17 protein-coding genes, 2 tRNA genes, 2 rRNA genes and 1 riboswitch are annotated in these 21,462 nt (G+C 56.4%); of the genes, 6 read left to right on the forward strand and 15 right to left on the reverse strand.

Annotated elements, in window-relative coordinates; translation table 11 throughout:
• Positions 1 to 312: 312 nt before the first annotated feature.
• The 9 genes from ACXAD0_RS17535 to moaA form a co-directional block, all read right to left on the reverse strand.
• Positions 313 to 1,383 (reverse strand): ATP-binding cassette domain-containing protein, encoded by a 1,071-nt coding sequence (locus ACXAD0_RS17535; protein ID WP_475090020.1) that lies wholly within the window; start codon positions 1,381 to 1,383, stop codon positions 313 to 315.
• Positions 1,380 to 2,078, reverse strand: a complete 699-nt coding sequence (gene modB, locus ACXAD0_RS17540; RefSeq protein ID WP_475090021.1) for a molybdate ABC transporter permease subunit — start codon at positions 2,076 to 2,078, stop codon at positions 1,380 to 1,382. Before modB ends, ACXAD0_RS17535 begins: the two co-directional genes overlap by 4 nt.
• 1 nt (position 2,079) lies before the next feature.
• A complete protein-coding gene (modA, locus tag ACXAD0_RS17545) occupies positions 2,080 to 2,859 on the reverse strand; it encodes a molybdate ABC transporter substrate-binding protein (protein WP_475090023.1) in 780 nt (259 codons plus the stop codon).
• On the reverse strand, positions 2,850 to 3,362 hold the full coding sequence (gene moaE, locus ACXAD0_RS17550; RefSeq protein ID WP_475090024.1) for a molybdopterin synthase catalytic subunit MoaE: 513 nt from the start codon (positions 3,360 to 3,362) through the stop codon (positions 2,850 to 2,852). The genes modA and moaE overlap by 10 nt, the downstream gene beginning before the upstream one ends.
• Positions 3,363 to 3,375: 13 nt before the next feature.
• Positions 3,376 to 3,621 carry a molybdopterin converting factor subunit 1 gene (gene moaD / locus ACXAD0_RS17555; RefSeq protein ID WP_475090025.1) on the reverse strand — a complete coding sequence of 82 codons (246 nt, stop codon included), beginning with the start codon at positions 3,619 to 3,621 and terminating at the stop codon, positions 3,376 to 3,378.
• Between the two features lie 4 nt (positions 3,622 to 3,625).
• Positions 3,626 to 4,120 (reverse strand): cyclic pyranopterin monophosphate synthase MoaC, encoded by a 495-nt coding sequence (gene moaC, locus ACXAD0_RS17560; RefSeq protein ID WP_475090027.1) that lies wholly within the window; start codon positions 4,118 to 4,120, stop codon positions 3,626 to 3,628.
• A complete protein-coding gene (gene moaB, locus ACXAD0_RS17565; RefSeq protein WP_475090029.1) occupies positions 4,117 to 4,662 on the reverse strand; it encodes a molybdenum cofactor biosynthesis protein B in 546 nt (181 codons plus the stop codon). Before moaB ends, moaC begins: the two co-directional genes overlap by 4 nt.
• Before the next feature lie 11 nt (positions 4,663 to 4,673).
• Positions 4,674 to 5,258, reverse strand: coding sequence for a molybdenum cofactor guanylyltransferase (gene mobA, locus ACXAD0_RS17570; protein ID WP_475090031.1), 585 nt, complete (start codon positions 5,256 to 5,258; stop codon positions 4,674 to 4,676).
• A gap of 1 nt (position 5,259) precedes the next feature.
• Positions 5,260 to 6,237: a GTP 3',8-cyclase MoaA gene (moaA, locus tag ACXAD0_RS17575; RefSeq protein ID WP_475090033.1), complete on the reverse strand. Its 978-nt coding sequence runs from the start codon at positions 6,235 to 6,237 to the stop codon at positions 5,260 to 5,262.
• Positions 6,226 to 6,376: riboswitch (molybdenum cofactor riboswitch) on the reverse strand. Its footprint overlaps the gene before it by 12 nt.
• Positions 6,377 to 6,598: 222 nt before the next feature.
• Here moaA and moeA point away from each other — a divergent pair.
• The 4 genes from moeA to ACXAD0_RS17595 all read left to right on the forward strand — a co-directional run bounded on the left by moeA (position 6,599) and on the right by ACXAD0_RS17595 (position 11,937).
• Positions 6,599 to 7,843 carry a molybdopterin molybdotransferase MoeA gene (moeA, locus tag ACXAD0_RS17580; RefSeq protein ID WP_475090035.1) on the forward strand — a complete coding sequence of 415 codons (1,245 nt, stop codon included), beginning with the start codon at positions 6,599 to 6,601 and terminating at the stop codon, positions 7,841 to 7,843.
• 153 nt (positions 7,844 to 7,996) lie between these two features.
• Complete coding sequence (locus tag ACXAD0_RS17585; RefSeq protein WP_475090036.1) at positions 7,997 to 10,021, forward strand: TonB-dependent receptor; 2,025 nt, start codon at positions 7,997 to 7,999, stop codon at positions 10,019 to 10,021.
• A 117-nt stretch (positions 10,022 to 10,138) separates the two neighbouring features.
• Positions 10,139 to 11,404, forward strand: a complete 1,266-nt coding sequence (locus ACXAD0_RS17590; RefSeq protein WP_475090037.1) for a sensor histidine kinase — start codon at positions 10,139 to 10,141, stop codon at positions 11,402 to 11,404.
• Positions 11,405 to 11,406: 2 nt separating this feature from the next.
• Positions 11,407 to 11,937: a response regulator transcription factor gene (locus ACXAD0_RS17595; RefSeq protein ID WP_475090418.1), complete on the forward strand. Its 531-nt coding sequence runs from the start codon at positions 11,407 to 11,409 to the stop codon at positions 11,935 to 11,937.
• A gap of 57 nt (positions 11,938 to 11,994) precedes the next feature.
• On the opposite strand, the gene ACXAD0_RS17600 is transcribed toward ACXAD0_RS17595, so the two are convergent.
• Positions 11,995 to 12,477, reverse strand: a complete 483-nt coding sequence (locus tag ACXAD0_RS17600) for a glutathione peroxidase (protein ID WP_475090039.1) — start codon at positions 12,475 to 12,477, stop codon at positions 11,995 to 11,997.
• A gap of 248 nt (positions 12,478 to 12,725) precedes the next feature.
• On the opposite strand from ACXAD0_RS17600, the gene ACXAD0_RS17605 reads away from it, so the two are divergent.
• Both ACXAD0_RS17605 and ACXAD0_RS17610 read left to right on the forward strand, forming a co-directional pair.
• Positions 12,726 to 13,589 (forward strand): universal stress protein, encoded by an 864-nt coding sequence (locus ACXAD0_RS17605; RefSeq protein ID WP_475090040.1) that lies wholly within the window; start codon positions 12,726 to 12,728, stop codon positions 13,587 to 13,589.
• 35 nt (positions 13,590 to 13,624) lie between these two features.
• The gene (locus ACXAD0_RS17610; RefSeq protein WP_475090042.1) at positions 13,625 to 15,625 is read left to right on the forward strand and encodes a cytochrome c/FTR1 family iron permease; all 2,001 of its coding nucleotides are present in this window, start codon (positions 13,625 to 13,627) and stop codon (positions 15,623 to 15,625) included.
• Between the two features lie 26 nt (positions 15,626 to 15,651).
• On the opposite strand, the gene ACXAD0_RS17615 is transcribed toward ACXAD0_RS17610, so the two are convergent.
• From ACXAD0_RS17615 to ACXAD0_RS17635, 5 genes are all read right to left on the reverse strand, one after another.
• Positions 15,652 to 16,542, reverse strand: coding sequence for a 4'-phosphopantetheinyl transferase family protein (locus tag ACXAD0_RS17615; protein WP_475090044.1), 891 nt, complete (start codon positions 16,540 to 16,542; stop codon positions 15,652 to 15,654).
• Positions 16,543 to 17,600: 1,058 nt separating this feature from the next.
• Positions 17,601 to 17,716, reverse strand: a 5S ribosomal RNA gene (rrf, locus tag ACXAD0_RS17620).
• Between the two features lie 209 nt (positions 17,717 to 17,925).
• A 23S ribosomal RNA gene (locus ACXAD0_RS17625) occupies positions 17,926 to 20,810 on the reverse strand.
• 255 nt (positions 20,811 to 21,065) lie between these two features.
• Positions 21,066 to 21,141 (reverse strand) — tRNA-Ala (locus ACXAD0_RS17630).
• Between the two features lie 121 nt (positions 21,142 to 21,262).
• Positions 21,263 to 21,339, reverse strand: a tRNA-Ile gene (locus ACXAD0_RS17635).
• Positions 21,340 to 21,462 lie beyond the last annotated feature (123 nt).

Genomic DNA, 21,462 nt, shown 5'->3' on the forward strand with positions numbered 1-21,462 from the left:
ACGGAGGGGGAATAAAATTATCTGCCACAACCGGGCAGTCGCAGCGAGAAAACTGGGGTAATGGCAGCAGATCCGATGCTGAAAAGTGCGGTTTGCATAGCGGCCGACTTGGTTGATCTCAGTTGGCGCCACTATAGCCTGCTGCTGAGCCGCGCTTCAATGCGCATCCTAAGAAAATGCCATCTGAGGGATAAAAAAACAAAAACCCACCCACTGAAGCATCAGCAAGGAATGAACATCCTATTCAGGAGAGCAATTTACGGTATATTTTGCATCAATGCAGGCCCGGCGAAACACAGGGGGCAAGGCGGGCTAGAGGCCCAGGGGCGCACCGGCCTTGAACTGAGCGAAACACCGGGTACCGACCTCGAGGGACAGCCGCTCGGAGGACAGTGCAGAAATGTCCGCGGCAAAATGAACCTCGCCTGCGCTCAGCCCGAGACGCTTCCGACCATTGTCCAGTCGCGCAACCGCGGTCACCGTGACCGGCACGCAGTTAAGGATGCTTGAGGGGCCCGGTGGCTGCAGGGCCAGACTCACGTCCGCTGCCGCCAACAGAAAATGCACTTCCTGACCGGACTGAAAGGACCCGGTCAGGCGATCCGCATAGAGACGCTCGCCACCGCAATCGAGTGCCAGCAAGCCACCCTCCTGGGAGACCACCTCGGCACGCAGGCGGCTGAAGGCCGGCATTTGCTCACCCTCGAGTCGGGCCGCCACCTCCTCTACCGACAGCAACCCCTGCAAGGCACCGTCCTCCAGCCACAAACACTGCGCTGCCAGCAGCTGGATTTCCTCGACGCAGTGACTGGTCCAGATCACCAGTGCCGGATGGCGCCGCCAGAAGTCCGCCAACAGTGGTAACAATCCACGCAATCGTTGCGGGCGATCCACTGCAGAAAGGGCTTCGTCGCATAGCTGCAGTCTGGCATTGGAAAAGAGCTGACGCAGCAGCGCGACACGCTGGGCTTCCCCTCCCGAGAGCTGCTCAACGGGCCGTGACAGCAGTGACTCAATGCCAAAAGCCCGCACCAGAGACCGCCGCTCCTCTTCCGGCAACGATCTGCGACTATAGCGATGCGCCAGCGCCAGATTGTCAGCGACTGAGGCACCACTAAAAAGACGGGTGTCCTGAAAACCCTGACACGCATCGCGGCGATGGGGAGCGGTGCGCAGCCTTCCGTCCAGCCAAATGTTTTTACCCCATGCAATATGCCCGCTGGCAGAACCCGTTCCCGCCAGCGCTCCGAGTAAAGACGTCTTACCGGCGCCCGACGGCCCGCTCAGGCCAATACAACCTTTGTCCGGCAAACTGAACTGCCAGGCTTCACCCGGGTTCGCGGCAGTGTGCAAGTCACGCACCTGAAGCCAGTTTTCCGTCACTGCACCCTCCCGTCCGCAAACAGCATGGGGCGACTGCGTCCTGCTGACAGCCAGCGTGCAGCGAGCAACAGCACCGTCGTGAGTGCAAACAGTGTCAGCGCGAGCCGATGGGCGGCGCCGTACTCAAGCGCTTCGACATGCTGAAACAGGGCGATGGATACCACCTGGGTTTCGCCCGGAATGGAACCACCAATCATCAGCACCACACCGAACTCGCCCAACGTATGCGCAAAGGTCAGCGCGCACGCACTGATGAGTGCCGGACGGCATGCTGGCAACACCACCCGCAGCAAGGCAGCAACCGGCGGCAGCCCCAGTGTCGACGCGACCTGCGCCAATCGCGCTCCACCCTGGGCAAACGCGCCCACCAATGGTTGCACCATGAAGGGTAGCGAATAAATCACCGAGGCCACCACCAGGCCTTTGAAGGAGAACACCAGCGGCCCACCACTGACTTCAGCCAGCCAGCGTCCCGGCAGAAAATTGGGGGAGAACAACAGCAATAAATAAAAACCGAGCACTGTCGGTGGCAACACCAGCGGCAAGGTAATCAACACCTCGACCAGATGCCGCCAGCGGCTCTGCCACTGGCTCAGCCACCACGCCAGCGGTATACCAATGGCGAGCAGAATCAGGGTGGTTACCGCGGCAAGCTGCAGGGTCAACCAGATTGCCTCAAGATCAGCGGCAGACATCTCAGCCCCGCGCCCCCGCATAACCGATCTCTTGCAGGCGCGCCTGCACCGCAGCGCTGCGCAGGAACCGCGACAATGCCGCAGCGGCGTCGGGGCGGGGGCTCGACTTAAGGATCGCCAACTGATGATCTATCGGCTGATGCCAGTCACTGGGTACCAGCCAGAAGCCCGCCGTTTTACCAGCCGTAAATAACTGACTGGCTGCAACGAAACCCAACGGCGCAGCACCGTTATCCAGCAGCAAAAACGCCTGTCCGGCATTCGTGGTCATGGCCAGCTGAATCGACTTACCGGGGTTGCTGGCCGCCTGGATTTCTTCTGCAACATCAGCCTCTGGCCACACCGCCAGCTTCTGCAGCACCTGCCGCGCCGCGACACCGAAGGGGGCGACCTGGGGATCTGCCACCACCAGATGCCCACGATAGTGCTTCAAGGTATCGGCATCTGGTTGCACAGCGCCCGGGGCCCACAAGGCCAGACGTCCTGACGCATAGGAATGGCGCGAACCTGGCAGAACCTGCTGAGCCTGTTCGAGCAACTCAGGCCGCAGGCTGTCTGCGGAAAGAAAAAGATCAAACGGCGCACCGTGCAGTAACTGCTGATAGAGCGCACCCGAACTGCCACTGGTGACTCGCACCTCGCAACGCTGCATTTCGCGGAAGTCTGGCAAAACGGATTCCAGTGCCGGGCGAAAACTCGCTGCCACAGCAACCCTGAGGCGACATTCAGCCGTCGCGGGCACAGAAATTACCAGCGCAAGACACAGCGCTATCAGTCGCACGCCCACTTTTCCAATTCCTGCGTATCGCTGTCCCGGGCCTCGACCCACTGCTCACCGGACCCATCGGATTCCAGCTTCCAAAAAGGCGCCTCGGTTTTCAGTCGATCCATGATGTAATGACACGCGGCAAAAGCATCCTGACGGTGGCGACTCGTCACCCCCACAAAAACAATATCTTCCGATACCGTCATCGATCCCACCCGATGCACCAAACGCACGCGACCGAGCGACCAGCGTGTCCGCGCATCGGCGACGATACGCTGGAGACTCTTTTCCGTCATGCCGGGGTAATGCTCAAGCGCAAGCGAGGTAACGCCGGCACCCGCATTAAAATCCCTCACCGAGCCAGTAAACATCGCGCAGGCACCGTCTTCAGTATTGTGCCTACGCAACGCCGAATACTCAGCGGCCACATCAATCTTAATTTCACGCACTTCAATCCAATCAGGAACAGCCGTAACCGGTGAGTGTGCGTGCATCGTCGTTGCGTTACTTACTTCCATCGCGGCACCCGAATCAGCCCCCGGTCACCGGTGGAAAAAAAGCGACTTCATCCTGCGCCTTTACCGGAGTCTCCCATGACGCCATCTCTTGATTCACCGCAACCTGAATATCGGCTGCACGCAGCAACGGCGCCCAATCGGGCTGCTGTCGACAAATCTGATCCAGCAATGCCGCAACACTGCCTGAGAATTCTGTAACCTGTAGTTGCGACTCACCCAACTGTGCACGCAACCGGGCAAAAAATAGCACCTTGATCATGTCGCTAACGCTCCTCGGCAGACGAATCTGCCCGCCAGTGGCCGCGCTTGCCACCGACCTTTTCACACAGTTTTGTAGGGCCGATTACCATGGCCGGGTCAACCGCCTTGCACATATCGTAGATGGTGAGTGCTGCCACCGAAGCCGCGGTAAGCGCCTCCATTTCAACCCCCGTCCGCCCCGCCAGCCGACAAAAGCTGCGCACACGAACCGAATGGCCTTCAGCATCCAGCTCGAAATCCAACTCAACCTTGGTGAGCGCCAGCGGATGACAAAGGGGAATCAATTCGGCGGTTTTTTTAGCGGCCTGGATGCCAGCGATACGTGCGACAGCCAGCACATCACCTTTTTTATTGTTCCCGGCACGCAGAGACGCGAATGCCCCTCCGGACATATGTACGGCACTTTCTGCCGTGGCACTACGTTCAGTCACTGCCTTGTCAGTGACATCGACCATATTGGCCTCGCCCCGGGCATTGAGATGGGTCAAATCCTTCACGAAACACTCCGCGGGTCACATTGCTGTGCGCCCTGAACATGCGGGACGAAATTACACGGGCGATGACGAGCGTCCAGCTGTTGTTGCAGGATGCCCTCCCAGGCCGTGCGACAGGCTCCGGTTGATCCCGGCATGCAACAAATCAGGGTATGGTTGGCCAGGCCCGCCAATGCGCGTGACTGGACGGTGGAGCTGCCAATCTCTCCATAGGAAATATGCCGGAATAACTCGCCAAAACCCTCTACTGTCTTGTCGAACAATGGCTGCAGGGCCTCCGGGGTGGAATCACGATCAGTAAAGCCCGTTCCACCGGTAACCAACACGACCTGCACGCCAGCATCTGCGATCCAACCTGATACCACCGCGCGTAACTGGTATATGTCATCGGGCACAATCTTCTTGTCGACGAGTAGATGTCCCTCGGTACGCAACGCCTCGGCAAGGAACTGTCCGGAAGTATCGTTTTCTTCCGTACGGGTATCCGAAACCGTAAGTACGGCAATTTTCAGCGGGACAAATTCCCGCGCAGCATGTCCTGACATAGCCAGCTCTCTTATCCTGTATTCTCTAAATCGTACTGCGCGCCGGCTGCTCCGGACGCAAACAAAGCACGGTATTCCGATGGTGTATTGATGTTGGCAAACTCTTCGGCGCCGCCACACAGTGGCAGCGAGCGGGCAGCAACCTCGGTGAGCAGAGCGCGAAACGATCTCGGTCCCTCTCCGTCAACCGCACGCTGGAGAAATTGCTTCACCGTTTCGTTCAGCGGCAGCCAAACCGGCAGAAAAAACTGTCCGATATAGCACGCCTGACTGGACTGCGTGCCGACTTGCAGGAGTTTCCGCAAAGTCTCCGAAGACAACCGTGGCATATCCACCGGAATAACCAGCAAGCCCGTCTTCACCGTGCGATTTGCAATCGCATGCAGTCCACCCAGGGGCCCCTGCTCCGGGACAATATCTTTTACACCACCGGCACCGCTGACCATCACCTCCCCCAGGCCAAGCGATTCGAGCCGAGCGCGTGCGCACTGTAAAAATGTGCCGGCACCGGTAACCCTCAGTTCCGATTTGTCACGCCCCATTCGGCTCGAGCGTCCGCCCGCCAGCACTACGCCACACGCGTTTGGAAAAGACACGTCATCCACCGAGCATGGCAAGGTTACGCGTCGCACCGGTATACCCCTCATCGAGGTAATGCGTCGCTTCTTTTCCGGAAATACAGGCCCGTATGCGCTCTGCCAGTAAGGCGCTATCCCCACTCGCAATCACTTTACGCAAATCAATTCCCTGGGAGGCAAACAGGCAGAGGTGCAAGGCGCCCTGGGCGGAGATTCGCAAACGGTTGCAACTTGAGCAGAAGTCTTTGCCATAGGGCGTAATCAGGCCAATTCGTCCACAGTAATCCGGGTGGGCATATTCGCGCGCAGGACCTGCATCGCGGGAAGAGGGAACCAGTTGCCAGCCCTCCTGCAAGAGCAGCTTCTCGATATCTGCACCGGCCACGTGGTTACTGGCGAAAAACTCACGATTGTCACCTGTGCGCATTAGCTCGATAAAACGCAAACTGACAGGCGTGGTACGAATCCAATCAAGGAATTGACGAAACTGTGTCAGGTTATGCTCGCGCAACAGAACCGCGTTGATCTTGGTTTCGACGCCCAGGGCCAGGGCGCGCTCGACCCCACGCAGAATCTTGTCCAGCTTGTCGTGGCCCGTAATCGCGTGGAACTGCGCCGGGTCGAGCGAGTCAATGCTGACATTCAGCCGGTCGAGACCTGCTGCCTGCCATTGATCGATACTTTCGACCAGCTTGTAACCATTTGTGGTCAATGCCACGCGACGAATTCCCGGCGTTGCACTCACGGTTTCAATCAGCGGGACGAGATCACGGCGCAGGGAAGGCTCTCCACCGGTGAGGCGGATTTTTTCAGTGCCGAGACTGGCAAATGCACGGGCAACCGTGGCTACCTCAGCAACACTCAGGGGGTTTTCACGCTCCACTGAGCTATCGCACTGGTAACCATCAGGCAGGCAGTAGTTGCAACGAAAGTTGCAGACATCCGTAACGGACAGGCGCAGGTAGTAAAACCTTCGCCCAAAATTATCTTGTAACATTAAACGCCTTTCCAAGTCGGGAGGCTGGCCGGTTTCCCGTACAACCCTGGTGCCCGTGGACTATCCAGGACACGGTCCCCTGACCATACGCAAATAGTGCGCTGCGCTTAGGCGCGGGGACTCGGTGTTTAACCAGTGGCCAGTGTATCAACTTGATGGGGATTTGCACGACTACCCATGGAGCTTTTTGGCACAATTCTCCCCATTAAAAACAATCCGGTGGATAATTCCGCCACGCGCCGCACCAAGGTGGCGCACAAGAGGCTTTAGGCGCCCCAAAACCTCGCAAGGCCCCGGCATTGAGCAGCTCTGGCCTGCTTTGTTACCCTGCCCCTCTATTTCCTCCGAACCCGGTTCCGATATGACGATCGACTGCAATAACCAGCCCGGCATGATGCCCCTGCCCCAAGCTCAGCAACGACTGCTGGAAGCCATCACGCCACTCGAGCGCACTGAACAGGTCGCACTGATCGCCGCGGCGGGACGTATTCTTGCCCACCCAGTTGCTGCCGCTGTTGACCTGCCGCCCTACGACAACTCGGCCATGGATGGTTACGCCCTGCGTCACTCTGATATCACCGGCAACAACTCGCTGCCTCTCGCAGGCAAGGCGTTTGCCGGCGCACCTTTTGCGGGGCAGATGCCCTCTGGCACCTGTATTCGGATCATGACCGGCGCGGTCGTTCCTGAAGGAGCGGATACGGTCGTGATGCAGGAAAACTGTCGTGCGGAAAATGGCCGCGTGACTTTTACAAACCCGGAGAACATTCATCGCGGAGACAATATTCGCGTCCAGGGCGAAGATGTGCGCAGCGGCGACACTCTGATTCCTGCTGGCCAGCGCTTGACCACAGCGCATATCGCACTTGCTGCAGCGGCAGGCACCGCCCATGTCCGCGTTCTCGCGCGGCCCGTGGTCGCTATTTTTTCGACGGGTGATGAATTGCGGCAACCCGGTGAGCCGCTGGCACCGGGAGAAATTTTTGACAGCAATCGCGTAGCGCTTGCCAGCGCTCTGCAACAGCTGGGTGCCGACGTACTCGACCTCGGCGCACTGCCGGACCAGCGTGAAAAAATCGCCGCGGCGCTGCACGATGCAGCAGGAAAAGCAGACGCGATCATTACCTCTGGAGGCGTTTCGGTAGGCGAGGCAGACTACACCCGGGAAGTGATGGAGCAAGAAGGAGAACTCCATCTCTGGAAGATCGCGATGAAGCCGGGAAAACCCTTCGCGTTTGGACGTATGCGGAACACGCCCTTCTTCGGGTTGCCCGGCAACCCCGTTTCTGCACTGGTAACATTTTATTTGTTGGCAGTGCCGGCGCTGCAGCAAGTCAGCGGATCCAAGCCCGATACTCCCCTATCACTGCGCGCCAGGTTGACCGCACCATTACGGAAGAAACCTGGCCGCGCCGACTTTCAGCGCGGCGTCTTTTCTACGGGCGCTGACGGACAGCTGGCGGTCAGTCCTGTCGGTATCCAGGGCAGCCACATCCTGTCCGGGCTGGCGAATGCCAACTGTTTTATCGTACTGCCTCAGGACGGCGCTGACGTCGCCGAGGGCGATGACGTAGAGATCATGCCGCTACAGACTCCGCTCGCATAAATCACCGGCAGGCTGCTATCCGATTGGCAGCCTGCCGGGTACACCGGATACGGGCAAGTCCCGCCCCTGCGACAATCCGTCGCATCCCCAGAAGCCGCTTTGGTTTTTACAATTGTGCCTACCAAGTTTTAGCACCGTCAGGTAGGACACCAAATGCTCACCTCACTCGTACTGGCCGCCGCTGCTTCCGGCACGGATCTGGAGGAAGTCTCTGTTGTAGGCACCCGCTATCACGCGGAAGGTTCCACAACACACATCGCACTCGACGCGGGTAGCGCACTCAAACAACATGCTGGCGTCAATGCGAATGGCAATGGCCCACTGACTTCTATCCTGCAGATTCGCGGTGTATCCGGAGATCGAGTCAGGGTCAATATCGACGGGTTGGCGCCAGCCACCGGCGGCCCCAATGCCATGGACAGTCCCCTTTCCTACGCCATACCTGCATTTGTGGTTCGGACGCACCACTATCGCGGCATTGCGCCAGTCAGCGCCGGCGCCGAGGCTCTCGGCGGAGCAGTAGATATCGAGCGCGCCTATCCGGCCGGAGGAGGACTGCAGGGCCGCCTTGCCTTGCAAGCAGGTAGCGATGCACAACAGATGGCTGCATTTCAGGGTAGTGTCGGTTCAGAGGGATCCTACTTGGGAACCCGTTTACTACTTTCGTCCGGGGATGACCTGTCCTTTGGTGGGGGCGATATCGTCGCAACGCGTCATGACCGCAATACTGCGGAGGTCTTCGGCGCGACTGAAGCGCTGGGCTGGCAGTGGCGGGGCAGCTATGTCGAGCTGGAAACCAGCGACACCGGCACGCCGGTTTTGCCCATGGATATCGGCCTGATCGACAGCGAGCAGTGGCGCCTCGGCGCGCAGCGGGAAACGTCAGCAGGTGCCTTCCGCATTCGCTATGCACGGCAAGATATATTCCATGCAATGGATAATTTTTCCCTTCGCCAGAATGCGGATCCTATGCGCCACCGGCTGACCGCCGCCAATGGCGCGATGCAAGACCTGGCACTGGAGTGGCAGCACGGGTACTGGCACGCCGGCGTCAGCCAGCGTGCCAGCGAGCACGATGCGAATATCACCAACCCCAATAATCCCATGTTTCGGGTAGAAAATTTTCAGGCCGTCGAACGCAAACGAAATAGCGCTTTTGCCGAACTAACCCCCGAACTCGGCGGCGTGCAATGGCAGCTGGGTGCACGCTATAGCCGTGTCAGCACGGATGCTGGAGCGGCCAGTGCAGCGATGCCGATGATGATGGGCGGCGACATGTTGATGATGCCCATGATGGACATGCAGGCGATGGTTGACATGCTATCGATGCAATTTACCCAAAGTTCCCGCGACCGCTCCTTCAACCTGCTGGATCTGGTGGCTGAGGGCCAGATCAACCTCTCCGGCTCACAACGCCTGACATTTGGCGGCAGCCAAAAAGAGCGGGCCCCAAGCTATCAGGAGCTCTATCTGTGGATCCCCATGGAAGCTACCGGGGGCCTGGGCGACGGATACACATACATCGGTGATACCCGTCTCAGGAACGAATCCCAGCGAGAACTCCTCGCTGGCTGGCACTATCAGAAAGACGCGGTAGCGGTGTACGTAACGGCTTTTTGGCGGGAGATCGAAGACTACATCCAGGGCACACCGAGTGGCAATGAGACCGCCAATCGGGTGGCCACCATGATGGGCGGCAAGGCTCCCTTACAGTTCGCCAACACCGATGCCCGCTTGCGTGGCCTGGAAGTCGAATACCGGCAGCAATTCAATGACAGCTTGCAAGCCAGCGCGCGTATCAGCTATGTGCGCGGCGACAGCCTCACCCTCAATGAACCGCTTTACCGACTCGCACCTTTGGAGGGCATCTTCGACCTGACCTATGCACAGGATGGCTGGCAAACAACCCTGGAGCTGGTGGCTCGCGGAGCCCAGAACCGGACCAGCATGATCAATGCGGAGCAGCAATCAAACGGCTACGCGCTGGTCAATGCCAGGACCGTCTATGCAGTGTCCGAAGCCCTGTCACTGGGGCTCAACATGACCAATCTGGCCGATCGCCGCTACTTCGACCACCTCGCAGGCATCTACCGTCCTAACGGGCAGGAAATCGCCCAGGGCACGCGCATGCCCGGCTATGGCCGGCAATGGCAGCTGAGCGCGACCTACCGCTGGTAAGTCGGAGGCTCCCGAATCGAGGGTATCGTCGTGACCAAAGGCGAATTTGGGTCTACAGCCTCGCTTTACCCTGCCGGGCAAAATGGGGACACTATTGCCAGCGAGGTACCAGTATCCATGCAGGCAAATCCCCATTCACTATTTTCCAATCCGACTCTGGACAACCTCCGGCGTTTCACGGCGCTGCGGGCGATTACCCTGACAGGACTGGCGCTCACGGGGCTCTGGTTGATATCCCGGGAACAGGGACAGCTGCAGTTTAGCTTCGCCCTGTTTGTCGCCCTGGGGGCACTGGCAACCGTCGCGAGCGGTATTCGAACACTGGCACGCCACCCCATCTCACGCGGTGAATTCTTTCTGCATGTTGCCGCCGACTGGCTTTGGCTCACCCCCCTGCTCGTGGTCAGCGGTGGCGCTTCCAATCCGTTTGTCACGTACTTGCTCGTACCGCTGATCACCATTGCCGCCACGCTACCCAGGGTTCTGGTCTGGTCCTTTGCCGCGCTGTGCATCGCGACCTACACCTGGCTGCTGATTTACTTTCCCGGTACCGAGAATACCCACGCTCATCATATGCAGCCTGCCGATGCGGGTTTTCGTCAGCATATTGTCGGCATGTGGGCAACCTTTTCCCTGACCGCCCTCCTCATTGCCGGATTTGTCAGCGAGATGAGCGCAGCACTCCGTCGGCGTGATCAGCGCCTGACGCAACTGCAACAGGAACGTGCCCAGCAGGACCAGCTGATGTCCATCGCCACCCTGGCTGCCGGGACCGCACACGAACTGGCAACTCCACTACACACGATGGGCTTGCTGGTTGAGGAATTGAAACGCGCAGATGCGAGCCCTGAAGAGCGCGAACAGGATATCGAACTGCTGGATCAACAGCTGTCGCTCTGCAATCAGACCTTGCAGCAACTGAAATCGAGGGCCAGTGACCCCGAGTCGGCGGAGGCACTACCCATTAGGCAATGGCTGCAGCGGGTGCTCGATCGCTGGCAACTCCTGCGCCCCCAAGCGCGCTATCAGCTGCAAGCTCAGGGAGACACGGCCCTCTGCCGGGTGATCCCGCTGGCACTCGAGCAAGCACTCACTAACGTACTCAATAATGCTGCGGATGCCAGCGACGAACCGATCACCGTCGAGGCCCGGTGGAACCACCAGGCGCTGACGCTCTCTGTTGTCGACAGGGGAGGCCCGCTCCAGAGCGAATCCGACAAAGACGTAAAGACACCAGGCCTCGGTATTGGACTGCAACTGACACGCGCCGCTATCCACCAGTTGCGAGGAAGCTTTGAACTGACCCGTCGCACTATCGGTAGTTGTGCGACGCTGAGCATTCCCTTTGAGGACAGACGAGAAAAAGAGGCGAGTCGCTCGTGAGCATGCGCAAACTCTTGTTGGTCGATGACGATGATGCCGCCCGACACATGATGTCGCGGGCATTGAGACGGGAAGGCTACTGTATCGACGATGCCGAGTCCGTCGATGGCGCAATGCAATGGATCCAAACCCACCAATACGATGCCGCCGTTCTTGATCTCAAAATCGGATCTGAAAGCGGCCTGAATCTGATTGAGCCCCTGCGCAAGACCAGTGACCACTGCCGAATTCTTCTTTTGACAGGCTACTCGAGTATCGCCACCGCGGTGGCCGCCATCAAACTTGGTGCTGATGACTATCTGTGCAAGCCCGCATCGACATTGGATCTGCTGAAAGCACTCGGAGATGCCCCTGCAACAGCCCCGGCTGCCAGCATTTCTGCAAAGCCGCCCTCAGTGAATCGCATGGAGTGGGAACACATTCAGCGCGTGCTGGCTGAACACGATGGCAATATTTCCGCAACCGCACGCAGCCTTGGCATGCACCGGCGCACGCTGCAGCGCAAACTGCAAAAGCGGCCGGTGAATAGTTAAGCGGTTTCGGTAGCGACCGGGGGAGCCGCTACCACCGATTGCCTATCGCGCAGTGGTTCAGGCGAGCAGCTTGGCGATTTCCTCGTCCATCGCCGCCGGCTTGTCTTTCGGAGCAAAACGCTTTACTACCTGGCCATCACGGTCGACGAGAAATTTGGTGAAATTCCACTTGATGCCTTCGGTGCCAAAAATACCCGGCGCTTGCTGCTTGAGCGCAACGTAGAGCGGATGTGCATTCGGCCCATTGACCTCAATCTTGGAATACATCGGAAAGCTCACACCAAAGTTCAGCGAGCAAAAAGACTGAATATCTTCATCGGAACCCGGTTCCTGACTGCCAAACTGGTTGCACGGGAACCCGAGCACGACCAGCCCCTGATCCGCGTACTTTTTATACAGCTCTTCCAGCCCTTCATACTGCGGCGTGAATCCACACTTACTGGCCGTATTCACCAGCAGCAGCACTTTGCCTCGAAACTCTTCGAGCGTCGTCGCCTCACCGGCCTGAGTCGTTACAGGAATCTCATACAGATCTGTCATTTTCCCCTCCCCTGAGTCATCAATAGAATCCAAGCGCACCGCGAAAAGCGCGGTTTCCACGCCACGTTAGTTGTCAGATGCATTGTTGGCAAGAGCCTGAGACCACTTCCCAAGTGGCAATAATCGCCATGCTGGCACCAAAAACCTCATCATGGGATGTTCTACGCGTAACCAACGATTCAGATCAATTGACCCCAGCGGACGCGAACTAAACTGAGAACTCCGATAAAAATTCGAGAAATCGATCCGTGAAAGACATTCTCGTCCTACTGGACAAGCCCAAGCATGAGCAGATCGCGCTGCAGCGCGCTCTCGAGCTATCAGAGAAAACCGGCGCCAGGTTACACCTCGTCAGCTTCATTTATGAGGATCTGCTCAACATGCCGGGGTTTCAGCAGGCAGGCGAAGACCTCGTGAATGACCTCCGGCGCGGCCGCGAACGCTGGCAGGACGAACTCTGCACCGGTCATGGCCTGGGAAGCAATGTACAGACGGACGCTATCTGGCATCACAGTATCGTCGAATGGGTAATGCAACATCTGGCTCGCCACAACTATGGCGTTGTCATCAAAACGGCACAAAAGCAGTTTGGCGGAGGAGGCTTTGGATCCATCGACTGGCAACTGATCGAAAGGTCTTCGGTGCCGCTTTGGCTCGCCGTGGAAACCCCCTGGGTGAAACGCAATCGGATTGTCATCTCTCTCGATCCCCGCCTGGACAGCCCGGAGCACAGCGGCCTGAACGAACGTGTGCTCACAGCCGGCGGCGATATAGGCACAGCACTGGGCGCGCGCCTGGATGCGATTTCGACTCTGGTGTACTCGCCACTACTGCAGGAACTGGGCTTCAGCAAGTCCGCACCCGAAAGGGATGCTCAGGCCCTGCGCGAACATCTTCTGGCTAATGTCGCCGCGAGCGGAGTCGAATGTGATGACCTGAAGCTACCGACGGGGAAACCCGCAAGGGAAGTGAATCGCCTTGTGGACAAATACAAAGCCAGGCTAATGCTGGTCGGCCGCGGGGTACGCAAGGGAGCCGGTGGCATACTCCTCGGCAATACCGCGGAACGCATCCTGTCCAAAGCCAACTCCGATGTCATGGTGGTGCCGTGAGGAAGGGCGACCTAACGGTATAACGAGAGCTTCCCGTGCCTAGAATTATCCATCTCCTGCTTCTTGCCGTGATGCTGGCCGTTACCACTGTTCAGGCGCAACAGGATATTCCCGCGCAGATAGAATCGTCGCAAGAACAGCAGACCGATAGGAGCACGGCTTCCCCCACAGGGCAGGAAAAAAACCAGCGTCCACCGAGTGCCGCAGAGCTCAGACGTATGTTGCACCTGGCGGAATATATTGGTGCTGACTATGCGGAAGCGGTTGTCGATGGCGAAGTCGTCGATATCAACCAGAATCTGAAGATACTGGACTTTGCCGGAGATCTGGTAAAACTCACCGGCCGTCTTGAGCCCTCGACTGCGGCGAGAGAGGCACAACAAATGGCAGCCGCGCTGCAACAATCCCTGGGGGCGCTGGAACCGGTCGAAACAATTCAGTATCAGAGTACCTTGCTACGCAAGGCACTCCTGCAACTGACCCCGGAAATTACTCTACCCAATTCGATCCTCACAGGCCGCAAGGTCAAGCGGCTATATAAGAAACATTGCGCCGCTTGCCATGGTGAAAAAGGCTATGGCGACGGGCCTCTGGCACGCGGCATGCAACCACTGCCAACAGACTTTCATGACCGCGAGCGGGCGGACAACCTGTCACTGCTCGGCTTATATACAGTGATTAGCGAGGGCATCGACGGCACCAGTATGGCCGCCTACCCCATGCTGGATTCACGGGAACGCTGGTCACTGGCGATATACGTGGGCAAGATGGCGTATCTGGGCACGGCGAACGCAGACCCCAGCGAAATCGACCTGGAATCCCTGGTACTGTTCAGCCCAAACGTTCTGGTGGCAGATAGCCCCAGAATCACCCCGGAAATGGTCGCGGTGGCCCGCACCAGAGCCGCGGCGATGTTTTCCCTCAACCCTGCAGGGGTTACCGCCCCACTGGAAGTCGCCAGTAGCCAGCTTAACCGCGCACTGGTCGAGTTTCGGGCAGGCCGCTTTGACAGTGCCCAGTCCCTCGCGATCAGTGCGTATCTGGATGGGTATGATTTAATCCGCTCACCACTCATCGCCCGCGACCGCGACCTGAGCCAATCGATTGAAAAAGACCTGCTTCAACTGAGAAGCAAGCTGAATACCAGTGCCAGCTCAACCGATGTGGAACTGCATGTGCTGCGCCTGCAAAGATCACTGAGAGAGGCACAGGAACTGCTTGAAGGAACACAACTCTCGAATCCCAGCCTGCTTTTTGCCAGTCTGTTGATTTTCCTCAGGGAATGTTTTGAAACCCTATTGATCGTGGTGTCGCTGGCAGCAATCCTGATTAACAGTGGACATAGCAAAACCCTGTATTTTTTACACCTCGGATGGATCTCGGCACTGGGCGCTGGCCTGCTGACCTGGTTTATGGATCGCAACGTTGCAGGCTTTTCAGGCGCAACTCGTGAACTGAGTGAAGGCTCACTGACTCTCGTCGCTGCCAGCGCACTGCTTTTGCTGGGACTGTTTATGCAGGGCAAATCTGATTCGGGGGAGTGGCGGCGCTCTGTCGTCGGCCGTATCCCCATTGCGCTGCGCTGGAGCGTTACCCTGCTCGCGTTCATTGCAGTGTATAGAGAAGCATTTGAGCTGATGCTGAGGTACGAAGCGCTGATGACCCAATCCGCCGTCGGACAACGCTGGCCAGTGTGGCTCGGGATCATTACCGGTATTACCATTTTGGTTGGGCTGGGCGAACTCATCCTTCGAGGCTCAAAAAGACTCCCTCAGCATATACTCTATCGAGTACTGACCAGCCTGCTTCTACTGCTGGCCTTTGTTTTGGCAGGAAAGGGCATTCTGTCTCTGCAGGATGCCACCGTAATACCGACATCCTCTGTTCGCTTCCCCACGGTAGGCTGGCTCGGCATCAACCCGACCCTGCAGGGGTTATCCACGCAGTTTCTGATTGTGCTCATCAGTCTGGTTTTGCTATTTCGCTATCTGGTGCGCAAACGACAACAACAGCTATCGGCAAAGACCAGGCGGTGAGCTGCCTTTTTTGGCAACGTAGCCGGCTAATCCCAGTAAGTCGTCGCCACCGGGGTAGCAACCGGGATGAATCGATGACGGAAATCCCACTGCCATTCATACAGGTCTGGCGCCGGCGGAACAGACTTCTGCGCGAGCGACACCAGGCTCCTCATCGGCATCTCTGGCCACGGGCCTGCAAGTTTTCCAGAGTCGGCAAACGCAAAACTGATACTTTGTCGGCAACGGTCCTCAAACGCCCTGGTGCACTCGGACCGGCATCCCGCTATCTCAGGATTTGCGCTCGCATTCACGTGGAATTGCAGGGGCACTGTGTGCCCAATACGTTCTATGGACAGTTTGCGATAGACATCAAAGATAGAACCGCCCAGTAACTTCGTCTGCGCCTCCAACAGCGTCCACAACAGGGTGAACATCGCAGCCCTTTGGTGTTCCCTACTTTCACCACTCACAATGGCCGCCGTCGCGGGATGCAGAAACTGCTCCGGTTGTTGATGCGGCAACGGCAGGACTTTGGGGTTGCTATCCGAGCGATCCCAACACACCGACGGCGTCGTCTCTATGTCCACACCCACTGGTGAATTCGAAAGCGCAAACACAACGCCCGCTTCACTGTGCGAAATATTGAAGTGCAGGGGCTCACGTCCGGGCAAACTCGGCTTACCGGACTTCGCATACTGGAAATGAATCCCGGTGCTGCTGCAACCCAGCTTGTCTGCGAGCACCGACTTGGCCAGGTACCGCCCTAACAAGAAACGTGTGGCCACCTCTGGCCGCATCCGCGTATATCGGTCACGTTCCGCCGGATCAAGGACACCCTCCAACTCCAGTAACTCCAAAGGCAAGGGGAACCGTTCCGCAGGCAGCAGAAACAGCTGTGTCCAATCGCGGGAAAAGTCGTGATTAGGGCCAGACATTGCGTTACGAGCGCTCGATTCACCAAATACTGATAGGGAGGGAATACCCACCATAAGCGGTGCGGCCAAAGGGGTAAAGTGGTCACTTGGCGTCATCCACAGATTCTCGGGAAAAGCCTGTGCATAAGTCGTGAAAAAACCTCGCACGCGCACGGCTGAAGGCAACCTGTTCAGAAAGATTAAAAATACGTCAATCCGGGCAGCGCAAAATCATAGGGGTTCGGAATAGCGAGTGCCTGAAAATCACCCCACGTCTCCGCACGATTTACCGCTTCCAGCAATGGCCTGCGACTGAGCCAAAAACACCAGACTAGGCCCCGCAGCGCGATAGCCCGACAGTATATTCCGTCACTCTCTGCCCCTGACAACAACCCGGAAAACATTCCGTTCGAATCAGGTCGCCCGCCATCTTTCCTTTTTATCGCGTAGCGAATTTTTCAGGTTCAAAACGGCCTTTCTGTTTACGCAGAGCTCCTCGTCGACACCCTTCGCAATGAAATGAGCGCCACCCTCCATGCACTGACTAAATTAAAATTTTTCGGTTACTCACATGTTCTTGGGATAGTTCTGTGTATAACTTTGGGATACATAGCGGGGAGTGAGCACTACCGGTAATCTGTCACAGTAGTGTAAAAAAACGACAGCCTGCAGCGCCGGTATCGTTCCGATGTACAGCATCATCCGCCACGTGTCAGCACGCAATATGAACAACTTCGGACCCTGTAGGCGCAACGATATCACTTAGGACTTTAGTGTCTGTATTTGCGCCGGGTTCTATGCCGCAATAATGAGCAATAGTCTTATTCTTGCCGAGATCCCATTGGAACTGGTGAGGCAATAGAGCTCGGTACCGCCGCCCATAGCGCAACATGCGCGTGTCCGATCAAGCCTCCGCTCGGTCATCCGTAGCCGGGCGTCCGTCACTCGCAAAACAGGCTTTGCGTCGCCTGCGCGACCGCTCCTCACCCTACTCTCAGAATGTTCGGCATTAGGCATTTGTGTGTTTGATAAATAAAAAAAGGGCCACCCGATTGGGTGGCCCTTTCTTTTATTTAGAAGCCTGACGATGACCTACTCTCACATGGGGAATCCCCACACTACCATCGGCGATGTTGCGTTTCACTTCTGAGTTCGGCAAGGGATCAGGTGGTTCCACAACTCTATGGTCGTCAGGCAAACTGGCTTGGGTTGGCATCGGTCTTAAGAGCCTTGGCTCTGCCTGCCGCGTTATCGCTGTTTGCCTCGGTCTTATGACCGGCGATAACCCCAAATAAGTCGGTAAAACACTCTGTAGTAATACACCGCAAGTCGATGCTCTTACGAGCTTTCTTGCGCGTCTCTCGATTGGACACAATCCAAATCGTTAGTAACCATCTCTGTTGTATGGTCAAGCCGCACGGGCAATTAGTACTGGTTAGCTCAACGCCTCACAACGCTTCCACACCCAGCCTATCAACCTGGTAGTCTTCCAGGGCCCTTCAGGACTCTCAAGGAGTCAGGGAAATCTTATCTTGAAGGAGGCTTCCCGCTTAGATGCTTTCAGCGGTTATCCCGTCCGAACATAGCTACCGGGCAATGCCACTGGCGTGACAACCCGAACACCAGAGGTTCGTTCACTCCGGTCCTCTCGTACTAGGAGCAACTCTTCTCAAATTTCCAACGCCCACGGCAGATAGGGACCGAACTGTCTCACGACGTTCTAAACCCAGCTCGCGTACCACTTTAAATGGCGAACAGCCATACCCTTGGGACCGGCTTCAGCCCCAGGATGTGATGAGCCGACATCGAGGTGCCAAACACCGCCGTCGATGTGAACTCTTGGGCGGTATCAGCCTGTTATCCCCGGAGTACCTTTTATCCGTTGAGCGACGACCCTTCCATACAGAATCGCCGGATCACTATGACCTACTTTCGTACCTGCTCGACATGTCTGTCTCGCAGTCAAGCGCACTTATACCATTATGCTCATTGCATGATTTCCGACCATGCTGAGTGCACCTTCGTACTCCTCCGTTACTCTTTGGGAGGAGACCGCCCCAGTCAAACTACCCACCATACACTGTCCTCGATCCGGATAACGGACCTGAGTTAGAACCTCAAACATACCAGGGTGGTATTTCAAGGACGGCTCCACAATCACTAGCGTGACTGCTTCAAAGCCTCCCACCTATCCTACACAAATAGGCTCAAAGTTCAGTGCAAAGCTGTAGTAAAGGTTCACGGGGTCTTTCCGTCTAGCCGCGGGTACACTGCATCTTAACAGCGATTTCAATTTCACTGAGTCTCTGGTGGAGACAGCGTGGCCATCGTTACGCCATTCGTGCAGGTCGGAACTTACCCGACAAGGAATTTCGCTACCTTAGGACCGTTATAGTTACGGCCGCCGTTTACCGGGGCTTCGATCAAGAGCTTCGCCGAAGCTAACCCCATCAATTAACCTTCCGGCACCGGGCAGGCGTCACACCCTATACGTCCACTTACGTGTTTGCAGAGTGCTATGTTTTTAATAAACAGTCGCAGCCACCTGGTCACTTCGACCGGCCTCAGCTTAGGGAGCAAGTCCCATCACCAAAACCGGCGTACCTTCTCCCGAAGTTACGGTACCATTTTGCCTAGTTCCTTCACCAGAGTTCTCTCAAGCGCCTTGGTATTCTCTACCTGACCACCTGTGTCGGTTTAGAGTACGGTTCACTATTACCTGAAGCTTAGAAGTTTTTCCTGGAAGCATGGCATCAACCACTTCGTCTCTTAAAAAGAGACTCGTCATCAGCTCTCGGCCTTAGGGACCCGGATTTGCCTAAGTCCCCAGCCTACAACCTTAAACACGGACAACCAATCGCCGTGCTGGCCTAGCCTTCTCCGTCACTCCATCGCAGTAATAGCGAGTACAGGAATATTAACCTGTTTTCCATCGACTACGGCTTTCGCCCTCGCCTTAGGGGCCGACTAACCCTGTCCCGATTAGCGTTGGACAGGAACCCTTGGTCTTCCGGCGGGGGGGTTTTTCACCCCCCTTATCGTTACTCATGTCAGCATTCGCACTTCTGATACCTCCAGCAAACCTCTCAGTTCACCTTCAACGGCTTACAGAACGCTCCTCTACCATGCGTGTAAACACGCATCCGCAGCTTCGGTTATCAGTTTGAGCCCCGGTATATCTTCCGCGCGGGCCGACTCGACTAGTGAGCTATTACGCTTTCTTTAAAGGATGGCTGCTTCTAAGCCAACCTCCTAGCTGTCTGGGCCTTCCCACATCGTTTCCCACTTAACTGATATTTGGGACCTTAGCTGGCGGTCTGGGTTGTTTCCCTTTCCACGACGGACGTTAGCACCCGCCGTGTGTCTCCCGCGATTGCACTCCTCGGTATTCGGAGTTTGCATGGGGTTGGTAAGTCGGGATGACCCCCTAGCCCAAACAGTGCTCTACCCCCGAGGGTGAGACGCGAGGCGCTACCTAAATAGCTTTCGAGGAGAACCAGCTATCTCCCGGCTTGATTAGCCTTTCACTCCGATCCACAGGTCATCCCCTAATTTTTCAACATTAGTGGGTTCGGTCCTCCAGTTGATGTTACTCAACCTTCAACCTGCCCATGGATAGATCGCCGGGTTTCGGGTCTATTGCCTGCAACTAAACGCCCTATTAAGACTCGATTTCTCTACGGCTCCCCTAAGCGGTTAACCTTGCTACAGACAATAAGTCGCTGACCCATTATACAAAAGGTACGCAGTCACCCCGAAGGGCTCCTACTGCTTGTACGTATACGGTTTCAGGTTCTATTTCACTCCCCTCTCCGGGGTTCTTTTCGCCTTTCCCTCACGGTACTGGTTCACTATCGGTCAGCTGGGAGTATTTAGCCTTGGAGGATGGTCCCCCCATGTTCAGTCAAGATAACACGTGTCCCGACCTACTCGATTTCACTTAAAATGCCTTTTCGTGTACGGGGCTATCACCCTGTATCGCGGTACTTTCCAGAACCTTCCACTAAAACATTAAAAGCTTAAGGGCTAATCCCCGTTCGCTCGCCGCTACTAAGGGAATCTCGGTTGATTTCTTTTCCTCCGGGTACTTAGATGTTTCAGTTCCCCGGGTTCGCCTCCCTAACCTATGTATTCAGTTAGGGATACCTGTAAAACAGGTGGGTTTCCCCATTCGGAAATCCTAGGATCAAAGTCTGTGTGCCGACTCCCCTAGGCTTATCGCAGGCTCCTACGTCCTTCATCGCCTCCAGCTGCCAAGGCATCCACCGTATACGCTTAGTCGCTTGACCATACAACACAAACGACTACTAACGACTTATTAAACATCCAGGTAAATTCCTGGACGCCGGATTGTGTGCTTGAGAGACACACAATTATTGAATGTTGAGTAGTTGTTAAGTACTCAACCTCGCCTTGCAGTGTATTACTACAAAATGTTCCACCTTGTTAAAGAGCATCTGATGCAAAAATCAGAAAGCTAACTTCTTGAATCAATCAAGCAATTCAAGAAACCAGTTTTCTGACTTCTAATGTAGGGAAGGAAATGGTGGAGCTAAGCGGGATCGAACCGCTGACCTCTTGGATGCAAACCAAGCGCTCTCCCAGCTGAGCTATAGCCCCATCTCGATAAGTCACACTAAGAATGAAACATCGAAGTGCTAAATTTTCCTGTAACTAGGCATTTTGCCCCGCCGCATAGCCTGCTATGCAAGGTGCAAAATAACGACGTTACGGGGAAATTTGGTAGGCCTGGGCAGACTTGAACTGCCGACCTCACCCTTATCAGGGGTGCGCTCTAACCAGCTGAGCTACAGGCCTATTAAACTTGATCTTTTTCCTTCTCACCGCGTTGCACTCCTTTCTCAGTCAGTCACGTACTTATGTACGCTCCTTCCTTCGTTCGTCGTGCGCCTTGTGATAAGCAAAAATCTCGGCGTTTAC

Source organism: Microbulbifer sp. ABF4_148, assembly GCF_056158985.1.

Bases quoted from the DNA above. Each gene is read 5' to 3' on its own strand.
- modB (WP_475090021.1), bottom strand. From the start codon at position 2,078: ATGTCTGCCGCTGATCTTGAGGCAATCTGGTTGACCCTGCAGCTTGCC.
- moaE (WP_475090024.1), bottom strand. From the start codon at position 3,362: ATGGAAGTAAGTAACGCAACGACGATGCACGCACACTCACCGGTTACG.
- moaD (WP_475090025.1), bottom strand. From the start codon at position 3,621: ATGATCAAGGTGCTATTTTTTGCCCGGTTGCGTGCACAGTTGGGTGAG.
- moaB (WP_475090029.1), bottom strand. From the start codon at position 4,662: ATGTCAGGACATGCTGCGCGGGAATTTGTCCCGCTGAAAATTGCCGTA.
- moaA (WP_475090033.1), bottom strand. From the start codon at position 6,237: ATGTTACAAGATAATTTTGGGCGAAGGTTTTACTACCTGCGCCTGTCC.
- moeA (WP_475090035.1), top strand. From the start codon at position 6,599: ATGACGATCGACTGCAATAACCAGCCCGGCATGATGCCCCTGCCCCAA.
- ACXAD0_RS17585 (WP_475090036.1), top strand. From the start codon at position 7,997: ATGCTCACCTCACTCGTACTGGCCGCCGCTGCTTCCGGCACGGATCTG.
- ACXAD0_RS17590 (WP_475090037.1), top strand. From the start codon at position 10,139: ATGCAGGCAAATCCCCATTCACTATTTTCCAATCCGACTCTGGACAAC.
- ACXAD0_RS17595 (WP_475090418.1), top strand. From the start codon at position 11,407: ATGCGCAAACTCTTGTTGGTCGATGACGATGATGCCGCCCGACACATG.
- ACXAD0_RS17600 (WP_475090039.1), bottom strand. From the start codon at position 12,477: ATGACAGATCTGTATGAGATTCCTGTAACGACTCAGGCCGGTGAGGCG.
- ACXAD0_RS17615 (WP_475090044.1), bottom strand. From the start codon at position 16,542: ATGTCTGGCCCTAATCACGACTTTTCCCGCGATTGGACACAGCTGTTT.